A 17422-nucleotide genomic window follows, 5' to 3' on the forward strand; every position below is an offset into this window, starting at 1 on the left:
AAGTCGTATAAAGGGGAAAGTTGACAGCTTTTGGAGAGAGTCCTATACTAATAGACAGATAAGTTACTAGAGCCGAGAGAAAAGTAACTTCCCCTGGGGGAAGTATGCTTTTCTCTCTTTTTTTTGGCTCATTATTTTAGGAGAAGGGAGTGATACAGCTGTGAAACTGACAGATTTTACGATGGATTTCTTTTCCCTCGAAGGTCAAACGGCTCTCGTAACTGGAGGGAACTCTGGTCTCGGCCGTGCATTTTCTGTGGCTTTAGCTGAAGCGGGTGCAGATGTCTTTATTGCAAGTTTGACAGAGGATGATGGAACAACGAGAGAACTTATTGAAAGTAAAGGCTCCCGCATGGAATTTATGCAAGTAAATATTACAGAAGATGGAGCTGCCAAGCGCACGATTGAGCAGTGTGTAGAAACGATGGGATCACTCGATATTGTGGTAAATAGCGCCGGACTCAATAAGGTTGCCGGGTTTGATGAATTCGGAAGAGATAAATGGGATCCACTGATCCAGGTAAACTTAACGGCTGCATTTGAAATTAGCCATGAAGCTGCAAAAGTCATGATTCCTAAGAAGCGTGGGAAAATTATTAACATTTGTTCCGTGTTTTCTTTTCACGGAGGGAGCGGCTCACCTGCCTACGCAGCCAGTAAGCATGGAGTAGCAGGATTAACGAAGGCTTACTGTGATGAGCTGGCAGGTTATAACATCCAGGTGAATGGTATAGCACCCGGCTACTATGCTACGGAGCTCACTCAGGAAACAAGAAACAATCCGGAGACCAACCAAAAAGTATTGGATCATACACCGGCCAATCGATGGGGAGAGCCTATGGACTTGATGGGGGCAGTCGTCTTTCTGGCCAGTCGTGCGTCAGACTATGTGAATGGCCATATTGTAGCAGTGGACGGCGGCTATCTCGTTCGATAAGACAGAATCGAAGGGAAGGTGGCACAAAATGAATAATAAATACTTAATCGGAGTAGATGGAGGTTCACAGAGTACGAAAGTAGTGATCTTTGACCTGCAAGGAACAATTGTCAGTGAAGGAAAAAAAGAGCTAAAGCCTATGGATCTTCCAAAGCCTGGGGTGGTGGAGCATCCTGAGGATGATTTGTGGGATTCTTTAATTGATGCAAGTCAAGAAGCGATGAGCAATTTTTCCGGAAACAAGGAAGATATCATTGGCCTTGGTCTTTGCACCATCCGCTTTGTCCGTTGTTTACTCAAAAAGGACGGAACGCTTGCTTCTCCGGCATTAAGCTGGATGGACGAACGAGTGTCTAAGCCTTATGAACATGTCAATTCTGAGGTTGCCTATGTCACTACCTCTTCCGGATATATCACACATCGGCTGACTGGTCAGCTCAGGGATTCAGCTGGCAATTACCAGGGTATGTGGCCGATTGATACAGATACGTGGGATTGGAGTGAAAGCGAAGAGGTTTTTGAACAATATAACATTCCACGTGATATGCTCTTTGATCTTCAATATCCAGGTACGGTTCTTGGCCACATCACGAAGGAAGCTTCTGAGGCAACAGGAATTCCTTTGGGCCTGCCAGTTGTTGCAACCGCGAATGATAAAGCGGTGGAAGCTCTGGGAGCTGGTATGATTTCTGAGGATGCTGCCCTCGTTTCGCTTGGAACATACATAGCGGGTATGGTTCATGGGCACGAGAATCCTGAAGCTCCTGAACATTACTTTGCTAACTTTGCAGCTGTTCCCAATGAATACCTTTACGAATGCAGCGGCATACGTCGCGGGATGTGGACGGTGAGCTGGTTCAAGGATCTGTTGGGAGAAGAGCTCACGAAAAAAGCAGATGAGTTTGGTTTGTCCCCCGAAGAATACTTAAATAAAGAAGCTGCAGAAAATGTACCAGCTGGCAGTGATGGTTTAATGACCGTGCTGGATTGGCTTTCTCCGCCGGACGAACCCTTTAAAAAAGGGATAATGATTGGCTTTGATGGCCGGCATACCAGGGCTCATATGTATCATTCCATTCTAGAAGGCATTGCCCTCACAATGAAAACCAATGTGGATGCCATGAGTGAAGAGCTTAACAAGACACTTCGTAGTCTTTACATTACGGGCGGAGGTTCTAACGGGGATTTGATGATGCAGATATTTGCCAACGTTTTTGGGATCCCGGCCAAGCGGACAAAGGTTAACGGTTCGGCCAGTCTGGGTTCTGCGATTAATACGGCTGTAGCTCTAGAAGTATATCCCACTTATGAAGAGGCGATTGAACAGATGGTTCAAGTGGAGGATACGTTCCTTCCAGAGGAGAATAAGCATCAGTTTTATACCCGAATGAACCACGAGGTATACCAGCAGATAGCCTCGCATGCAGACGAACTATTGAAGAAATCTTACCAGCTTTTTCATGAATCATAAGCTCGTTCTGTTTTTATAAAAAAAATACGCAAAGGAGTTTTTAATGATGACGTTAACGAAAGAACAAATTATCAGCGATGTTCAGTCCATTGTTTCTGCGGAACAAGTGATTACAGATGAGGAAGTGCTAAAGGAAAATAGTGTTGACCGTTTTAGAAAGTATGAAACGATTCATGGTGTTTATACACAGCCGCTTCCGGCAGCCGTCGTTAAAGTGAAAAATGAACAGGAAGTATCCGCGCTTCTAAAGTATATGAATGAAAATAACATTAACGCGGTACCAAGAACAGGCGGATCCGCTACAGAAGGCGGGCTTGAAACCGCCGTGGAAAACTCCCTTGTGATAGATGGATCAGCTATGAATGAAATCGTGAGCATTGATTCTTATGACATGCTGGCCACGGTTAAGTGCGGAGTACCTTTGGAAGAGCTTGAAGATCAATTGCGCGAGCAAGGATTAACAACCGGGCATTCTCCTCAGTCTAAGCCGCTTGCTCAAATGGGCGGTTTAGTAGCCACAAGAAGTATCGGTCAACTTTCTACTCTGTACGGCGGTATTGAAGATATGGTAATCGGCGTCGAAGCCGTGTTCCCAAACGGCGAAATCACGAAAATAAAGAACGTACCAAGACGTGCGGCAGGGCCGGATATTCGCCATGTCATCATTGGTAATGAAGGAGCCCTTTGCTACATTACAGAAGTTACGGTGAAAGTGTTCCAATATCAGCCGGAAAATAACCAGTACTATGGTTATCTTTTAGACGACATGAAAACAGGCTTCGAAATTTTAAGAGAGGTCATGGTCCAGGGCTATCGTCCTTCTGTCGCTCGTTTGTATGACCCTGAAGATGCGGCGGATCATTTTACGTTCTCTAAAGGAAAATGTGTATTGATCTTTATGGCGGAAGGACCGAAGCCTATTGTTGAAGCAACTGGAAAGGCGATTGAAGATATCGTTGCTCCATACAATGAAGGAGAACGCGTGGAAAGCAACTTAATCCAAAACTGGTTCGAGAATTTGAACTGGGATCCTTCCAAGGTTATAGAAGAACGTCAGCAGATTAAAGAAACCGACAACATTGGTTTTACTACAGAAGTATCCGGCTCCTGGGGGGTAATTAACGATATTTATGAGCGCTGCATTAAGCGCGTTCGTGAGGAAATCCCTCATATCACTATGCTTGGTGGACACTCTTCCCACAGCTATATGAATGGAACAAATATGTATTTCGTTTACTACTACGATCTTGTAGATATTAAGCCAGAGGAAGAAATTACAAAATATCACTACCCGATTAACAAGATTATTGTAGAAGAAACCATCGCAGCAGGTGGATCCATGGTGCACCATCATGGAGTTGGAAAGCACCGGACCCCTTGGATTAAAGATGAGTACGGTTCTTCTTATTACATTCTGGAAACGTTGAAGAAAGCCTTTGATCCTAATGGAATTATGAATAAAGGCACAATTTTTCCTAAAGAAGACTAAGAAATATACGGTAAAAAATATTGCTGGGAGGACGAGCTGCGTGAAAAGTCGCGGCTCGTCGCCTTCCTCCATGTTTAAAAAGAAGAAGGGTATCCTTCTTTCACATAAGTAATCTCCATTAATGAAAACGTTTACTAAACATAGAAGACTTAGGATCAACTGATTAAATCAAGGAGGAAAAATATGAACAATTTAAAGAAGAATATGATTCGGCCGCTGGTCTTTTTTCCGGCGTTTATATTGCTTTTAATTACTATTATCCTGAACTTTGTTAATTACGATTGGTTTCTTCGTGTAACGACCGCAGCACAGAACTTTATGACTCAAGAAGTAGGCTGGGTCTTCAGTCTAGCGGGAGTGGCTTGTGTCATTCTAATTATCTTTGCTTACTTTTCACCTCTTGGGAACGTAAGAATTGGGGGAGAAGATGCGAAGCCGCTGTTGAAAAAGAGAACCTGGTTTGCGATTACATTAACGACAACGATTGCCGCAGGTATTTTATTTTGGGGAACAGCCGAGCCTATTTCTCACTTGACTTCTCCTCCTAAATCTCTGGGAATTGAACCGATGTCCCCTGAAGCGGTGCTATTCGCAATGGAAACATTGTATCTTCACTGGACATTCATTCCCTATGCCTTCTATTCCGTCCCGACCATTGTATTTGCGTTTGCTTACTACAATATGAAGCGTTCCTTTAGTGTAGGCGCACAAATATCTCCAGCTCTAAGAAACTATAACCAGGATAAAATTAACGTCGTTGTTGATGCTGTAATACTTTTTGCGGTTGCTGCTGCGATTTCATCTTCATTCGGTACTTCCGTTATGAATATGGGGGGAGGCATTAACTCCTTAACTGGTATTGATAATGATAAGTCTCTATGGATTGTAATTACGATTATTGGAACGATTGCCTTCATCGTTTCTTCCAGTACTGGACTTATGAAAGGAATCCGGGTGCTAGCCGACTTCAATATCTATCTTTATTATGTGATTTTAGCTGCTCTCATTATTTTAGGTCCGACTGTGTATATGTTCAGTTTAGGAACGGAGAGTTTTGGAGGCTTCTTGTCAGGATTCTTTGATAAAGCTCTCTTTACAGGTCAGGCCGCTGGGGATTCATGGGCTACGGGCTGGACAACCTTTTATTGGTCAAACTGGATGGCCTGGGCCCCTGTAACAGCCGTTTTTCTGGCGAGGATAGCCTATGGTTATACGGTTAAAGAAGTAATCATGATGAACTTTGTTATCCCTGGGCTCTTCAGCGTCATTTGGATGACTGTGCTTGGCGGAACAGCCATCAACTTTCAGATGACAGGAAAAGTAGATATCGCAGCTATTATTGACGCCCAAGGAACAGGAGCAGCAGGTTATGCTGTCTTGAGTGAAATTCCGTTTTCCGGCATTCTGATTGTTCTCTATTTGTTAGCTGTAATGATTTCCTTCGTAACAGCAACGGACTCGACAACCAATGCGATGGCGAGTATCAGTGCTACGGGCATAACGGAAGGTGCTCAAGAGGCCCCGATCTTTATTAAGATTACCTGGGGACTGATCGTTGGAGCTGTAGCACTCATTTTCATTTCGACTCTTGGTATTAATGGGATCATGACCTTGTCCTACCTGGGAGGATTTCCAGCGCTATTCTTAGGAATTCTCAGTATATTATCTCTGATTGTGGTGATGAGAAATCCAGCGAAATTTGACCGTCATTCGAAAAAGCAAAAACAAAGGGATTCAGCTTAAAAGAGCTAGTAGAGACTGTACTGCTTTATAAAAAATCTATTCTTCTTTGGCAGTCTATGTATCTTATTATCAAATAGTGAATTCTAACTTAACAATAACAAGAGCCACTCTACTAGGGTGGCTCTTGTTTTTTTACCAGAAGAAAGCTGAAGCCAGAGCGACACCAGTGATGGCGCCGATTGCAAATGGAATACCGAACCCGTACCCTCCGTAAAAGAAAAAACCATATCCACGTGGACCCGGGAATGGACGCAGCCACACATGGTTGCGAGTCACTCGGGTAATTCTGCCGTAATGAACACGGCCATCACCACCGGTTAGACGGACATCTCTACCATGATAACGGCAGCAGAGACCATAAATGTTGGATTGAGACAAGTAAACACTTCCTTTCTTTCCTACATAGAGGACTATGATTATAGAATATGTTTGCAGACGAGTTTTGCGTAGACGAATGTTGATATTTCGGCATAGTTTATAATAAAAATGTTTTTTGCACTAAAGTCATAGAATGAATGAGAGCCAAATTAGAGAGGGTGTGTAAATTGGGAATCATAGATACTTCACGTGCGGTGGGAGCTTTTAATGAAAAATGTAAGAGAAAGTCTCCATTGCAATCTCCTTATATCGTCCAACGAGAAACAATGTGTCAGCCTGCTCAACATCCCTTCGAGGGGCTGACAGAAGAAGAGATTCAGTATATTTTGTTATCCTATGGTCTATTCAAGCCAGATGCATGGAGAAGAGCCTGTAAGTTGGTGAAGAAGTGGAAGGAAGATGGACTATATGGAAAGTTGGAAAAGGAATACCACCATCTAAAAAAAATATGGAAAGGTCCGGATGTTCCTGTGTATCTTTATCCCTTCCAGGAAGGAAGTTCTTTCCTAAGAGGGGACAAAAAAAATAAGGGAGGGGTAGCATTTAAGGAAGGATTATACCTGTTTTACGGAGAGCCAAAAAGAGAGGATGATTGGAAAGCGGTTTTAGCTCACGAATACAATCATGTCTGCCGCTTAACAGAAAAGAACGTGGATATGGAGCATGTAACGTTGCTTGAGTCCCTGGTAATTGAAGGTTTGGGAGAGTACGCTGTCTGCGAGGTTTATGGAAAGGATTATACATCTCCGTGGACGACCCTTTACAGTGAGAAGCGGTTGAATCAACTATGGCGGGACAAATTCATTCTCAATCTTTCAACCGAAGAGCGTGAACGTCATATGGATTTTCTTTACGGAAACAAAAAGCGCGGCCTTCCCAGGTGGGCAGGGTATCAGATTGGCTATAAAATTATAGAGTCTTATCATGAAGCCCATCCAGAACAAAGTCTGCAAAAGATGATGAAGCTAGAGGCAGAGGATTTGATTAATGGATCTTCTTTCTCATTAAACACAAACCAATAATAGGTATGAATTCAAGAGAATAGGGACAACTGCTGATACCTCCCTCGGTTCATTTTCATAGAATACTTAAGAATTCCAGGAAATGACGAAGGAGGTTTATTTTTTGTTCGATAAATTTGAGAAAAAGACCGGCGTTAAAATGGATGAAGTTTTTAAATTAGCGAGGTCGCTGCAGGGTGCGAATTTCAAAGATGAGAAAACGGTCAGAAATGTAATAAAGAAAGTCTCCGCAATGGCAAACCGACCGGTTTCCAAGCAGAAAGAGGACATGATTGTAAAGGCAATTCTTGATGGAAAAGTACCGAAAGATCTGTCATCAATAGAAAAAATGATGAAGAAGAAATAATATAATGAAAGATAGCCTCTTCGATAGTGGACTGATCGAAGAGGACTTTTAATATACATTACTTTTCGCAGAGAAAGATACGGTAGCTTAATGACTTTTTATGGGCCTTTAAGAAAGCATGGTGCTCATCCCAAAGATCATACAGATCCTCACTAATATTGTTGGAAGGGTGGAGGTCCGTAATTTGAGTCTCGACTATTGTATCAACGTCGGGCACACGGGAAACACGAGCAAATCCTGCGCTGCTCAGTTTGTCTATCCACTGTCCTTCTGTTAATACCTCTTCAATCCCATACAAATCTTTAACGGTCGAGAGTTGCTTTTTAGATAATCGTTTGGCTGCTGTCATTTCGTTACATAGGAACACTCCTTTTTCTTTTAAAACCCGGTGAATTTCGTGGAGTGTTTTTTGAGCGTCTCCTGTAAATGAAATTACAGATTCGGCCAGTACCATATCAAACGTGAGGTCGGCAAATTCGAGGTTCATTGCACTTCCATACTGGACGGCTGCTTTTGATTGTAATCGTTTGGCTGCTTTCTCCACCATAAGAGGGTGGTTGTCTATAGCTGTTACGGTGTAACTTAAATGGTCTGAGAGATATTCGGCGGTTTGGCCGGTTCCACAACCAATGTCTAATACAGATGATGAAGGAGGCAGTGGAATGGATGACAACACTTTTTTCGTTAAAGGAAAACCACCGGGATGTGCGCCTCCCACTCCGAATTCTGCTAGTAAATCAAGATAACGATTCCCCATAATCATTTTTCTTCCTTCCCCTTTGAATTGTTAACAGTGTATGAATAAGAGCGGAACGAGTGAGCAATCTGTGTTGTAATTAACAAAAAGCAGCCCCTCCAAATCTATTGGAGAGGCTGCTTTTATGGTAGTCTCAATTTAATCTTCATCTCCAGGCCCCATGACCGTAGTGAGTTGGGTTCATCCATTGTGGATCCGATAAACCTCCCCTTTGAATTTAAAGATAAGCTCCCGATTCTGGAAGACTCAGTTTCGAGACTTTTGTGAGAATTAAGTCCTGCGGGGGACGATTTCGTTTTCCGCGGCCCTGCACGATGTAGGGCCATAGGAAAGTGTTCAAATGTGCAATCACCCCGAAAGACACGAACAGCATAAGCCGAGCATCAAAAGGATGGCGGTTTTTCCATCCGTTGATGAACGGCTTATGTCTCGAGTGTCTGGGTGATGGAACAAGACGAGTTATTTCCCCACCAGCCACCTCCTCATCTCGTAACGGACCCAATTTATCTCGAAACTGAGTCTTACACTATACGACCCTATAGCTTAATAATCCTTTTATAAAAATCAACAGTAATACTTAACGGAGCTGTCATTATAAAAGCAGAGCTTAAGAAAAGTTTTTCCTAGACACCTCTCTATAAAAAAATTTTGCCATCTACTAAGCCGATTTATTTTCCTGCTCTTCCACATTTTTTTGCAGCTCCTGCTTGTCGGCTTTCAATGCTTTAAACAGGGAGAATACCATAAGCAGCATGATAAATGAAAACGGGAAGGCTGCTGAAATTAAGGCATTCTGTAAAGCAGTAAGACCTCCTGTATATAAGAGTACAGCGGCTATGGCAGACTGTGCGATTCCCCAGATAAACTTCACCGTTTTCGGGGGATTGAGTGAGCCATTGGTCGTCTGCATCCCTAGCACAAAGGTAGCAGAGTCGGCAGAAGTGATGAAGAAGGTTCCAATCAGCATCATCGCAACAATGGACAGAAAAATACTCATAGGAAACTGATCAAATACTCCAAACAGGGCCTGTTCGTCAGGAAGGCTGCCGATATCAGCCCCGTTTTGCTGAGTTTGAATGCCCGTTGCTCCAAAGGCGGTCATCCATAGAAAACTGACGACAGAAGGTACCAGAAGGACGCCGGAAAGAAATTCTCTTATGGAACGTCCTTTCGATACACGTGCGATAAAAATGCCTACAAATGGAGACCAGGCGATCCACCAGGCCCAGAAGAAGACGGTCCAATCCATAACCCATTGTTTTTCTTCCTCACTATTCGGGTTCATCCGTAAACTCTCGGTAGCAAGCGTTTGAATATAGGATCCAAGCGTATCCGTGAAGGTGTTGGCTATATAAACAGTGGGTCCAATAATCAGCATGGTGATAAATAAAATAGCAGCAAGCCCCATGTTCGCGTTACTTAAATACTTAATTCCTTTACTCAGCCCAGTATAGGCAGACACCATGAATAAAGCTGTAACGACTATAATAATGAGGAGCTGGACCCAAAATTGTTTTTCGATATCCAATAAGTAGGTAAACCCGCCATTGATTTGGGCCGCACCAAATCCTAGAGTAGTGGCTACCCCTACTATGGTGGCAAATACGGCGATTACATCAATGGCTTTCCCCCATGCTCCTTTCATTTTATCTCCAAAAATTGGCTCAAGCGTCGCACTGATCAAGCCGGGTTTTCCGTGGCGGAATTTAAAATAGGCAAGTATTAAAGCGACAATAGCATAAATGGCCCATGCATGAACCCCGTAATGGAAAAAGGTGATCCGCATAGAATCGCGGATGGCTTCTGTTGTGCCGGGCTCAGCGAGAGGAGGGGTTTTAATAAAGTGGGATACCGGGGAGGCGGCGCCGTAAAAGACAAGGCCAATACCCATGCCTGCACTGAATAACATGGCAAACCATGTAGAATAGCTGTAATCGGGTTTATCATCAGGTTTGCCAAGTTTGATTTTACCGTAAGGACTGAAAATAAGGTAAATACATACAAGAACGAATAAAGATACAATTAATAGATAATACCACCCAAAGTGAATGGATATGTAGTTCTTTACATTTGCTGAAATAGTTTCGAAATTTTTAGGGGCAAGTGCTCCCCAGACCGAGGCAGACAATGTAATGGCTAACGTGATCCAAAATACGGATGTTAATTTTTTCATTTGACTCTCCTTCCGGAATTCAACCTAAACATAATATAGGAAGAATTCAATATTATGTAATTTTAATACCCAGAAGAATGTAATATAAACAAGTGAGGTGTTCTTATTTGCCTTATTTAGGTATAATTATTCAGAAAATGTCGAAATTTATTAGTGAGAATAGGTTTGTCATTACCCATTTTTTAGAAATAAAATAGAATATTTAAATTAGGTAAAAAGTTTGTTTATAGCGTTCTAATGAATTGTTTGAGGTGAAAGCTGGTTGTCGTATCAACGAAATTTGGGTTAACGGTGGTATTCTGTTATTCATGGGCTTGAAACAGCAAATTAAAAAATCCCCGCCGCAGCTTTTTTTGCGAGTCAGGGATTTTTAATATCATACCTTAATTATTTATCCTCATCCTCATAAGGGTAAAGTTCTTCGGAAGCTTCTGTACTTAATTGAGGATTGGGGCTCATATTTTCTGTTCCTGCTTCCTCACCATCCAAGTTGCGCGCTACAGACTGGTGGAAGAAGTATTCAAAAATCGTGAGGGAGATGGTCGCAATTAGTGTTGCTGAAAAGACATTGTCTCCGACAGTGAGTGCATCCGTCATCAAGTAAACCAAAAGGAACGTGAACACGAAATCTGAAATCGTAGCTGTGGTATTACTTGATCGGGACAGGATTAATAAGTCGCCCACAGCATAAGAAACGGCTGTTAAAACCAATGAGATTAAGAACACATTTCCAAAAGATACGTCAAATCCGCCACCTAAAATGATAAGAAGGATCGGGAAAGTGAACAAAAACTTCATAGCGATTAATTTCAAGTGTTCCATGAATAATCACCTCCTGCGTCTTTAGCTTCCTTCAAATCCATTTGTTCTATACCTTATTTACGGTTAATTTACAAATGGTTTTTAGGGGAATTGTCTCGAAGGGGGAGCTTCTGCAGGTGTTGGATAAGTGAAGTTCATATCATGAAGTTAGCCGGATAAAGGCCACATAAGCAAATTAATCGAAAAAACAAGCCCTACATAGGCGCTTGCTTTTTTGATTAATGTATCGAATCGTTGCGCTGATCAACATACAAACTGCCATCTTTTTGAACTTCTGCGTAGAAGACATCGGAAATTGATAATACACCAGCTGATTTAAGCTGTTGGTGAAGCCATTTTTGATCGATGTTTAAAAGTTGCAAATTTGCCTCGACTATTTTTCCATCTGAAACGAGGGTGGTGGGAATGGGATAAACAGCAGGACTCCTTGTAACTGCATTCGCGTCTTTTTTTGTAAACGGCTGATCTCCCGTTTTTTTCATAACAGAAAGCGTGCCGTCGGTTTCGAAAATAGCATAATCCACTTCATTTATAGAAAATACGTTTTTCTTTCGAAGTAATACGTGCAGGGAATCCAGATCAAGACGGGCTTTTTTTAAAGCACCTTCAAGCACTTTCCCTTGTTTCACAACGATGAGAGGATGGCCGTCGATTACCGATCTGACATCCTTCGATTTGATGTCCATATACCCTAGAAAAACAGTAAATAAAGCCCAGCTTACTAATGCAATCAATCCATTACGTACACTTAAGGAAGCATCAATGGCAAGAGACGCACCGATCGTACCTATGGAAATAGCGGATACGAAATTGAAAAACGTCAGTTGGGAAATTTCTTTTCTTCCCATTATTCTTGTAAGAACTAAAAGGATAGTAAAAGCTAATACCAGTCTTATTAGTAATTCAGTAACATCCATGGCTCAGATCCTCTCTTTGACTCGTCCTCATTGTAAAGTTCCTAACCTTTTTAACTTGAGCCTGCCCTCCGATGGTTCACAAGTAAGGTATTTTAGGCTTCTCGGTGTGTGCGTCGTACAAGGTAGCGCCGAAGAAGTTTCTAAATGCTTCCGGAACTGAATTCCGGTTTACAGCTGCGATAGCCGTCGTTAAAGGTAGCCCTTTAGGGCAGGACTGTACACAGTTTTGAGAGTTGGAACATGCTTCAATTTCTCCTACTCTCTAAATATTTCCAAACCGCCTATGGGTTATACGAAAATTTTCTATAATAGCAAAAAGCCAAACCGCTCCGTTTATCACCTTGTTGGTGCTGCTTTAACCAAAGGCTATATCGATTTCTTCATATATAAATTCACAGGATGTGTCGATGAAACCATCTCACTCAGACCCGTAGCCTACTATGGATTTCGAAACAAATCGGAGATTGTAATTTTCCAAAAAAAGGACATGGAATCGAGATTGCGGGCTGAAAAGGACTTGGAAACGCTTTATAAATAGATGGTTACATAATTATGTGAACTTTCTTAACATAGGAGTTGTTTTAATATTTAGAATTTGGTAAAGTATAATATAACATCTGATGTTAGAAAATATCACATAGAAGGGGATGGCTATTATATGGATGCAACTTTTTTAATGAACAACTTGTGGATTGTCGTTTGTACGGTTCTTGTTTTATTGATGCAAGGTGGTTTTATTTTACTAGAAGCAGGATCCACGCGAATGAAGAACGCGGGTCACATTGCGGGTAAGACGGTATTTACGGTAGGAATTGTATCTCTGGTGTTCTGGGCCGTGGGCTATGGATTGATCTACGGAGAAGGGAATGCATTTATTGGATTTTCTAATTTTTTTTATGGTGATGCGACCACAATGGGAGAGGGGTTAGCAGGCTCTGTTGACTTTATGTTCCAGCTTGCGTTTGCAGCAATTGCTCTGACGATTGCATTTGGCGGTTTTGCCGAACGCGCGAAGCTAGTGGCTTACGTAATTTTTGCTATTTTATTTTCTATTGTTATTTATCCTGTCATCGCCCACTGGATCTGGGGCGGAGGCTGGTTAGCTGGCCACGGCAAGCAGGATTTTGCGGGTTCGACCGTCGTACACTTAACAGGGGCAGCGGCTGCTCTTGCTGCCACAATGATCTTGAAACCGCGTATTGGTAAATATAATAAAGATGGTTCTTCTAACGAAATTGCCGGACATAACCAGGTTTTTACTGCGTTAGGTGTACTTATTCTCTGGGTAGGCTGGTTTGGTTTTAATGCAGGAAGTACATTTGGTGTAGCCGATGCTTTCTTCGGTTATGTAGCTCTTAATACACAGCTTGCTGCAGGTGCAGGGGCTATTGGTGCTATGCTGATGGTTTGGGCTGTTACAGGTAAAGCTGACGTGCCTACCACACTAAATGGCGCACTGGCGGGTCTCGTTGCAATTACTGCATCTTGTGCGTTTGTTGAGCCGTGGGCTGCTGTCATCATTGGGATTGTCGGGGGAGCTTTTGTATTCTTCAGTATGAGGTTCTTTGATAAGAAAAGAATTGATGACCCGATCTTTGCCTTATCTGTTCACGGTACGGTCGGTATATGGGGAACACTTTCTAACGGATTGTTCGCCACACCGGAACTGGCTACAGTCGGCCGTCCAGGTTTATTTTATGGCGGCGGTTTTGAACAGCTTGGTGTACAGATCTTAGGTGTTGTAAGCAGTGGCTTGTATGCCTTTATTGTTTCGTACATTATCCTGAAGGTTATGGATAAAGCCATGGGAGGTCTTCGAGTATCAGAAGAAGAAGAGATTATGGGTCTTGATTTGAGCGAACATGGAGGCTATGGCTATCCGGAGAACTTTAATCCCCCTGAAAAGAATCCAGGCGCGTAAACATGTATAAAGGGATGGTTCGTTATGTTTGAAACTTATGATGAAATCAGCCAGTGGCGGGAAGAGACCATGGGATCTGTGGCTGACGATTATCGCCAATTAAATGCTTTTCATGATCAGCTGATGTATCAAACGTTACGAATTGCCCAAGAAACGATCGAAAGTGAGCAGGGTCCTCCTCCTGCTCCTTTTGCGTTTTTTCTAATGGGTAGTGCGGGGCGGTCTGAGCAGTCGGTTTGGAGTGACCAGGATCATGGCATTATTTTCGATGGTGCATCTCATTGCCAGGATTATTTTTTAAAACTCGGAGCCGAAATCAGTCATGGTTTAGCTATTGCTGGTTATGAAAAATGTGAAGGCAATGTGATGGCTTCTAATCCTTTGTGGTGTCGTTCGATCGAATCATACAAAAAGCAAATCCAAGATTGGCTTAATGAAGAGAGTTGGCAGTCACTCCGGAATTTTTCGATTCTTTTTGACTCGCGGGTGTTAGATGGAAATGAGGAATTTTTATTAAGGATGAAGCGCAAATCTTTCGCTGTCTTAGAAGACCAACCGCATTTGTATTCCCGTTTAGTCGACAACTTTGAGTTTATAAAGAAAGGAGTTGGAGTGTTTGGGCAGCTGCTTACGGAACAGCGTCAAGGAATGAAGGGGGAGATTCATTTGAAGGAAACAGCTTATTTTCCCTATGTAAATGCCTTAAGAATCTTGGCCTTGAAAAAAGGAGTGAGTGCTGCTCCGACTTTGGATCGTTTTGAAATTTTATCTTACTCCTATCCATTCATTGAAGCGTATGAAAACGATTTTCGGAAGCTGCTCAACTTTCGGCTGCGTTATAAAAAAGCGGCGGTAAGCTATGAAAAAGTCCACTTGCTTCCGCTGGATCAAATGTCGAAACAGGATAAGCAGGAGCTCAAACATTTAATCAAACGCGGTCAGCAGCTGTTTGCCAAATCGAAATCAGTTCTTAAAGAAGAGAGTTCCTTATGAATCCATTTGTACAATTTGTGAAGGATGTGTCAGATCGGCTGGGGAGTGGCTTTTCTTCCTTAAATCAGAATGATCCTTCCAAAGAAGCTTATATAAGAAACTTAGAGCGGCAGTTAAAAAGCAAAGATGATTTGGATGTTCCATTTGATGAATTAAAAGTTGTGGTGTTTGATCTGGAAACGACCGGGTTTTATCCCTACAAAGGGGATGAAATTTTATCCGTAGGCGCTGTAAAAGTGGATGGGACTAACATCATTGAAGAAGAAGCATTTTACTCTCTCGTGTATAGCGAATCAGGCCCTTCAAAAGAAATTGAGGATCTAACAGGAATTACCGGCGATATGCTGGCAGATGCTGAACCGCTTCGAGACGTGCTGCATGACTTCTACTCTTTTGTTAAAAGTGATGTTTTGGTAGCCCATCATGCGAATCATGAGAAGCAGTTTATGAATCATGCTACATGGCTTGCCCTGAGAAAAAATTTTCAGCACCGGATTGTAGATACCACTTTCTTAACCAGAATTGCTCATCAGGAAAAAAAACTGATCAGTCTGGATGAATGCTGTGAACATTATGGCATTGCTATTGACCAGCGTCATCATGCTTTAGGGGACGCAATAGCGACGGCGAAGCTTTGGGTGAAAAGTATTCAGGATATCAAACAACTGGGTTATACAAATTTGAGGGATGTTTATACACATCTTGCGACTTTAGACTAAGATCATTAAAGGAAGCTTTGGCAGAGGCCAGGGCTTTTTTTATTGGGTAAGTTTGAAGTGAGATTGCACAGGATATAGTCACATTAGAATAAGTAAAGGAGGATTATCGATATGGGAATTATTTTATATTTAATTGTCGGTGGCCTGATCGGCTGGCTTGCTGGAGCTATCATCGGCCGTGATATGCCGCTTGGAATTATAGGTAATATTATTGCTGGAATAGTAGGAGCATGGATTGGCGGCGAATTACTAGGATCGTTCGGACCGAGTTTAGCAGGAATAGCAATCATTCCTGCCTTAATAGGGGCTATAATCTTTGTCTTTATTGTCAGCTTAGTTATGAAAAAAACACGAAAAAAATAGTATAAAAACAACTCAAGGCTCCTTCAGCCTTGAGTTGTTTTTATCATTCATCGACAGAAGACTCCCTCTTCAAGCGCCGTGTCGAAGACCGGTGGTAAGGGGGAGATGAATGCCGTCGCCGTAAGGCGAATGCCTTTGAATATTCTCCCTTCCGTGATATCCTAAAGTAAGAACATATGTTCCTGATTAGGAGGTGGAAAGGTTGAGGCATAAAGCGTATAACTTTCGTATCTATCCAAATAAAACCCAAGAATTGCTCATCGCTAAGACAATCGGTTGCGCTCGTTTTGTCTTCAATCATTTCCTCTCTGAATGGAGCCGTGCCTACAAGGAAACCGGAAAAGGTTTGAGTTACTCTACTTGTTCCAAACAACTACCCAAGCTGAAAAGAGAATTCCTTTGGTTAAAGGAAGTGGATAGCACGGCCATCCAAACTTCGGTCAAACATCTTTCTGACGCTTATGAACGGTTTTTCAAAAAGCAAAACCAACCTCCGCGGTTCAAATCAAAGAAGAACAAAGTCCAGTCCTACACCACAAAATGCCCAAACGGAAATATTGCCATCCAGGATCGCAAAATCAAGCTGCCTAAGCTGGGGCTTGTGAGATTTGCCAAGAGTCGTGAAGTGAAAGGCCGCATCTTGAGTGCGACGGTTCGCCGCAATCCGACCGGAAAATATTCTGTATCGATTCTTGTTCAAACAGATATTCAGGAACTTCCTAAATCCAACGCTTACGTTGGCATTGATCTCGGATTGAAAGACTTCGCTGTTCTCTCGAATGGCACCACCTATGAAAACCCACGATACCTACGTAAGACCGAAAAGAAACTAGCAAAAGCTCAACGTATCCTTTCCCGAAGGGAAAAGGGATCTTCGAATTGGCATAAGCAACGTATTAAAGTAGCTAGACTTCACGAGAAGATAGCGAACTCCCGCAAAGATTATCTGCATAAGATTTCTACCGAAATCATCAAAAACCACGATGTGATCGGTGTAGAAAATCTCCAAATTTCCAATATGCTCAAAAACCGAAAACTATCCAAATCGATTAGTGATGTGAGCTGGTCGATGTTCACGTCTATGCTCGAATACAAAGCAAAGTGGTACGGGAAGCAGTTGGTACCCGTATCGAAAGTTTTTGCGAGTTCACAGCTGTGTTCCAAGTGCGGATACCAAAACAGTGAGGTAAAGAATCTCGCTGTTCGAACGTGGGATTGCCCAGATTGCGGCTGCCACCACGACCACGACCTAAATGCGAGCTTCAATATATTGAAGGAGATTCAAAGAATCCTTCCAACCGTTGGTGCGACGGGGCTAGCCTAATCATTTGAACGAACCGTTAGGTTCGTGCTCTTAGGAATCCCCCAACT

General features: G+C 42.5%; 16 protein-coding genes and 1 pseudogene. 11 read left to right on the plus strand and 6 right to left on the minus strand.

All coding sequences use genetic code 11. From position 1 onward, the window contains the following. Window positions 1–160 precede the first annotated feature (160 nt). From ACTWPM_RS03465 to ACTWPM_RS03480, 4 genes are all read left to right on the plus strand, one after another. Window positions 161–937, plus strand: coding sequence for an SDR family oxidoreductase (locus ACTWPM_RS03465; RefSeq protein ID WP_443131680.1), 777 nt, complete (start codon window positions 161–163; stop codon window positions 935–937). 28 nt (window positions 938–965) lie between these two features. Then, entirely contained in the window at window positions 966–2408 is a 1443-nt protein-coding gene (locus ACTWPM_RS03470) for an FGGY-family carbohydrate kinase (protein ID WP_443131681.1), read from the plus strand. 43 nt (window positions 2409–2451) lie between these two features. Next, a complete protein-coding gene (locus ACTWPM_RS03475; RefSeq protein ID WP_443131682.1) occupies window positions 2452–3897 on the plus strand; it encodes an FAD-binding oxidoreductase in 1446 nt (481 codons plus the stop codon). A 183-nt stretch (window positions 3898–4080) separates the two neighbouring features. After that, the gene (locus tag ACTWPM_RS03480; RefSeq protein ID WP_443131683.1) at window positions 4081–5640 is read left to right on the plus strand and encodes a BCCT family transporter; all 1560 of its coding nucleotides are present in this window, start codon (window positions 4081–4083) and stop codon (window positions 5638–5640) included. 132 nt (window positions 5641–5772) lie between these two features. On the opposite strand, the gene ACTWPM_RS03485 is transcribed toward ACTWPM_RS03480, so the two are convergent. Then, window positions 5773–6018 carry a hypothetical protein gene (locus ACTWPM_RS03485; RefSeq protein WP_443131684.1) on the minus strand — a complete coding sequence of 82 codons (246 nt, stop codon included), beginning with the start codon at window positions 6016–6018 and terminating at the stop codon, window positions 5773–5775. Window positions 6019–6185: 167 nt separating this feature from the next. Here ACTWPM_RS03485 and ACTWPM_RS03490 point away from each other — a divergent pair, with 167 nt between their 5' ends. Both ACTWPM_RS03490 and ACTWPM_RS03495 read left to right on the plus strand, forming a co-directional pair. Continuing rightward, window positions 6186–7040 (plus strand): DUF2268 domain-containing protein, encoded by an 855-nt coding sequence (locus ACTWPM_RS03490; protein WP_443131685.1) that lies wholly within the window; start codon window positions 6186–6188, stop codon window positions 7038–7040. Window positions 7041–7122: 82 nt separating this feature from the next. Continuing rightward, on the plus strand, window positions 7123–7386 hold the full coding sequence (locus tag ACTWPM_RS03495; RefSeq protein WP_443131686.1) for a stage VI sporulation protein F: 264 nt from the start codon (window positions 7123–7125) through the stop codon (window positions 7384–7386). Between the two features lie 58 nt (window positions 7387–7444). On the opposite strand, the gene ACTWPM_RS03500 is transcribed toward ACTWPM_RS03495, so the two are convergent. The 5 genes and pseudogenes from ACTWPM_RS03500 to ACTWPM_RS03520 all read right to left on the minus strand — a co-directional run. After that, complete coding sequence (locus ACTWPM_RS03500) at window positions 7445–8143, minus strand: class I SAM-dependent methyltransferase (protein WP_443131687.1); 699 nt, start codon at window positions 8141–8143, stop codon at window positions 7445–7447. Between the two features lie 658 nt (window positions 8144–8801). Next, the gene (locus ACTWPM_RS03505; RefSeq protein ID WP_443131688.1) at window positions 8802–10316 is read right to left on the minus strand and encodes a glycine betaine uptake BCCT transporter; all 1515 of its coding nucleotides are present in this window, start codon (window positions 10314–10316) and stop codon (window positions 8802–8804) included. A 387-nt stretch (window positions 10317–10703) separates the two neighbouring features. Then, window positions 10704–11138 carry a YndM family protein gene (locus ACTWPM_RS03510; RefSeq protein WP_443131689.1) on the minus strand — a complete coding sequence of 145 codons (435 nt, stop codon included), beginning with the start codon at window positions 11136–11138 and terminating at the stop codon, window positions 10704–10706. A gap of 218 nt (window positions 11139–11356) precedes the next feature. Then, window positions 11357–12055 carry a YetF domain-containing protein gene (locus ACTWPM_RS03515; RefSeq protein WP_443131690.1) on the minus strand — a complete coding sequence of 233 codons (699 nt, stop codon included), beginning with the start codon at window positions 12053–12055 and terminating at the stop codon, window positions 11357–11359. 76 nt (window positions 12056–12131) lie between these two features. Beyond that, window positions 12132–12296 (minus strand): annotated as a pseudogene (locus tag ACTWPM_RS03520) (hypothetical protein); the annotation flags it as partial. A 417-nt stretch (window positions 12297–12713) separates the two neighbouring features. On the opposite strand from ACTWPM_RS03520, the gene ACTWPM_RS03525 reads away from it, so the two are divergent. The 5 genes from ACTWPM_RS03525 (at window position 12714) to tnpB (ending at window position 17375) form a co-directional block, all read left to right on the plus strand. After that, a complete protein-coding gene (locus ACTWPM_RS03525) occupies window positions 12714–13976 on the plus strand; it encodes an ammonium transporter (protein WP_443131691.1) in 1263 nt (420 codons plus the stop codon). Between the two features lie 24 nt (window positions 13977–14000). After that, window positions 14001–14969 carry a DUF294 nucleotidyltransferase-like domain-containing protein gene (locus ACTWPM_RS03530; RefSeq protein ID WP_443131692.1) on the plus strand — a complete coding sequence of 323 codons (969 nt, stop codon included), beginning with the start codon at window positions 14001–14003 and terminating at the stop codon, window positions 14967–14969. Then, window positions 14966–15688, plus strand: coding sequence for an exonuclease domain-containing protein (locus tag ACTWPM_RS03535; protein ID WP_443131693.1), 723 nt, complete (start codon window positions 14966–14968; stop codon window positions 15686–15688). Before ACTWPM_RS03530 ends, ACTWPM_RS03535 begins: the two co-directional genes overlap by 4 nt. Window positions 15689–15799: 111 nt before the next feature. Then, window positions 15800–16051: a GlsB/YeaQ/YmgE family stress response membrane protein gene (locus ACTWPM_RS03540; RefSeq protein ID WP_443131694.1), complete on the plus strand. Its 252-nt coding sequence runs from the start codon at window positions 15800–15802 to the stop codon at window positions 16049–16051. Window positions 16052–16244: 193 nt separating this feature from the next. Further along, the gene (gene tnpB, locus ACTWPM_RS03545) at window positions 16245–17375 is read left to right on the plus strand and encodes an IS200/IS605 family element RNA-guided endonuclease TnpB (protein ID WP_443131695.1); all 1131 of its coding nucleotides are present in this window, start codon (window positions 16245–16247) and stop codon (window positions 17373–17375) included. Window positions 17376–17422: the final 47 nt, after the last annotated feature.

This window comes from Halobacillus sp. K22 (assembly GCF_052246795.1).
In the GTDB taxonomy this organism is placed as follows: domain Bacteria; phylum Bacillota; class Bacilli; order Bacillales; family Halobacillaceae; genus Halobacillus.

Excerpts from the sequence above, each read along its gene's own strand:
- ACTWPM_RS03470 (WP_443131681.1), top strand. The coding sequence starts at position 966 with ATGAATAATAAATACTTAATCGGAGTAGATGGAGGTTCACAGAGTACG.
- ACTWPM_RS03475 (WP_443131682.1), top strand. The coding sequence starts at position 2,452 with ATGATGACGTTAACGAAAGAACAAATTATCAGCGATGTTCAGTCCATT.
- ACTWPM_RS03480 (WP_443131683.1), top strand. The coding sequence starts at position 4,081 with ATGAACAATTTAAAGAAGAATATGATTCGGCCGCTGGTCTTTTTTCCG.
- ACTWPM_RS03495 (WP_443131686.1), top strand. The coding sequence starts at position 7,123 with ATGACGAAGGAGGTTTATTTTTTGTTCGATAAATTTGAGAAAAAGACC.
- ACTWPM_RS03500 (WP_443131687.1), bottom strand. The coding sequence starts at position 8,143 with ATGGGGAATCGTTATCTTGATTTACTAGCAGAATTCGGAGTGGGAGGC.
- ACTWPM_RS03505 (WP_443131688.1), bottom strand. The coding sequence starts at position 10,316 with ATGAAAAAATTAACATCCGTATTTTGGATCACGTTAGCCATTACATTG.
- ACTWPM_RS03510 (WP_443131689.1), bottom strand. The coding sequence starts at position 11,138 with ATGGAACACTTGAAATTAATCGCTATGAAGTTTTTGTTCACTTTCCCG.
- ACTWPM_RS03515 (WP_443131690.1), bottom strand. The coding sequence starts at position 12,055 with ATGGATGTTACTGAATTACTAATAAGACTGGTATTAGCTTTTACTATC.
- ACTWPM_RS03525 (WP_443131691.1), top strand. The coding sequence starts at position 12,714 with ATGGATGCAACTTTTTTAATGAACAACTTGTGGATTGTCGTTTGTACG.
- ACTWPM_RS03530 (WP_443131692.1), top strand. The coding sequence starts at position 14,001 with ATGTTTGAAACTTATGATGAAATCAGCCAGTGGCGGGAAGAGACCATG.
- ACTWPM_RS03535 (WP_443131693.1), top strand. The coding sequence starts at position 14,966 with ATGAATCCATTTGTACAATTTGTGAAGGATGTGTCAGATCGGCTGGGG.
- ACTWPM_RS03540 (WP_443131694.1), top strand. The coding sequence starts at position 15,800 with ATGGGAATTATTTTATATTTAATTGTCGGTGGCCTGATCGGCTGGCTT.